2 protein-coding genes are annotated in these 1,840 nt (G+C 73.0%); both read right to left on the reverse strand.

The genetic code is table 11. The features are described from left to right. Positions 1-1,343, reverse strand: a 1,343-nt coding sequence (locus tag ACIRFL_RS43785) for a condensation domain-containing protein (RefSeq protein ID WP_404041343.1), incomplete at its 3' end; no start/stop codon positions are given. Between the two features lie 115 nt (positions 1,344-1,458). Further along, on the reverse strand, positions 1,459-1,840 hold a 382-nt coding region (locus ACIRFL_RS43790; protein ID WP_404041346.1), incomplete at its 5' end, for a hypothetical protein.

Here is a 1,840-nt window from a genome sequence, read left to right on the forward strand (position 1 = left end):
ATGGACCCGTCGAGCACGGCCGCACGCTCCACCGCCCCCAGCACGCCCACCCGGCCCACCGGCGCCGACGGGTCCCGCAGCAACTGCCCCAGGACCTCGAACAGCCTGGTGAACACCGATTCGGCGGTGGCGCGGTCGAACAGGTCGGGCCGGTAGTCGAGCTTGCAGCGCATCGGAGTGCCGGGGGCCACGACGAGCGTGAACGGGTAGTGCGCCGTCTCCTCACCCGCGACGACCCGGAGGTCGAAGGTGTCCGGGGCCGCTGCCGGGGCAGGCGTGCGCGGGTAGTTCTCGTACACGAGGAGTGTGTCGAAGGCCGCTCCCGGGCCCGCGAGTTGCTGGACCTCGGACAGTCCCATGTGGTGGTGGGCCAGCAGGTTCCGCTGTCGCTGCTGGAGTTCCGTGAGCATGCCCACGACCGACTGGGCGCCGTCGAGGCGCACCCGCACGGGCACCGTGTTGATGAACAGGCCCACCATCGATTCCACGTCCGGCAGCTCGGCCGGGCGGCCGGACACGGTCGCGCCGAACACCACGTCCGTACGGCCGGTCAGCCGGGCCAGCACCAGCGCCCACGCGCCCTGCACCACCGTGTTCACCGTCAGGCCGTGCCGACGGGCGAACGCGGTCACCTCCTCGGCGAGTCGGCCAGGAACGTCACGGGTGAGGATCTCCGGGGCAACCGGGGCCACGCCCGTGGCGGCCGGCGCGACCAGGGTGGGTTCTTCGGCCCCGTCCAGTTCCGCCCGCCAGGCGGCGCGCGCGGCCTCCTTGTCCTGGCGGCCCAGCCACACCAGGTAGTCCCGGTACGAGACGGGCGCGGGCAGGACCCCGGCGTCGCCGTCGGCGGCGTACACGGTCTTCAGCTCCCGCAGCAGGACCGGCAGGGACCAGCCGTCCAGCAGGACGTGGTGGCTGGTGAGGACGAGCCGGTGCCGGGTCTCGCCGAGCCTGATCAGCAGCAGCCGCAGCAGCGGGGGTACGGCGAGGTCGAACCGCTCCGCCCGCTCCGCCCGGGCCAACTTGTTCGACGCGGGCGCCACTTCGGACTCGGGGAGCCCGGTGAGGTCGGCCTCGCGCCACGGCAGCGCGACATCCCGGGCGATCACCTGCATCGCCTCGCCGGACCTGCGTCGCCTGAAGCCCGCCCGCAGCGCCGGGTGCCGGGCGAGGAGCGTCTCCCAGGCCCGCCGCAGCCGGTCCGCGTCCAGCGGTCCGGTCAGGTCGAGCAGCCGCTGCCCCTGGTAGACGTCGGGTCCCTGGTCGTCCAGGGCCGCGTGGAACAGCAAGCCCTGCTGGAGCGGCGACAGGGGCCACACGTCCTCGACTGCGGATCGGGTCATCGCTTCTCTCCTCAAGGCGACTTGCGGCGAGGTGTGTCGGGTGGCGGCGGGAACGAAACCGGCGTGGCACGGATGTCGCGCCCCGAGCACGGGGCAGGGGCGGAGTGGCGTCCGGTCAGAAGGTGCCGTCGGTGAAACCGGATTCGAGTTCGTCCACTTCGTCCTGGGCGAGGTCGATGAGCGGGAAGTCGGAGGCCGTGTGACCGCCCGCCGTGGGACTGGTGGTGTGGGTGACGAGTCCGGCGAGCTGGGCCAGCCACAGCCGGCCCAGTTCCTCGACGTCCGTCTCGTCCAGGACGGCCGCCGGCCGGCTCAGCGTGAGCCTCAGCTCGGGTCCTTCGGGTCCGTCCTGCACGACCGCGGCCGCGTCCAGGGCGTGCAGGGCCGGCATGCGGGCAGGTGCGGCACCGCCGATCGCGGTGTCGCCGGCCAGTTGCCAGGCTTCCACGGTGCCGGTCCGTCCGCCGCCGGTGAACCGGCCCAGGTAGTTGAAGCCG

The sequence above is a fragment of the Streptomyces sp. NPDC102462 genome (genome assembly GCF_044765425.1).
GTDB lineage: Bacteria > Actinomycetota > Actinomycetes > Streptomycetales > Streptomycetaceae > Streptomyces.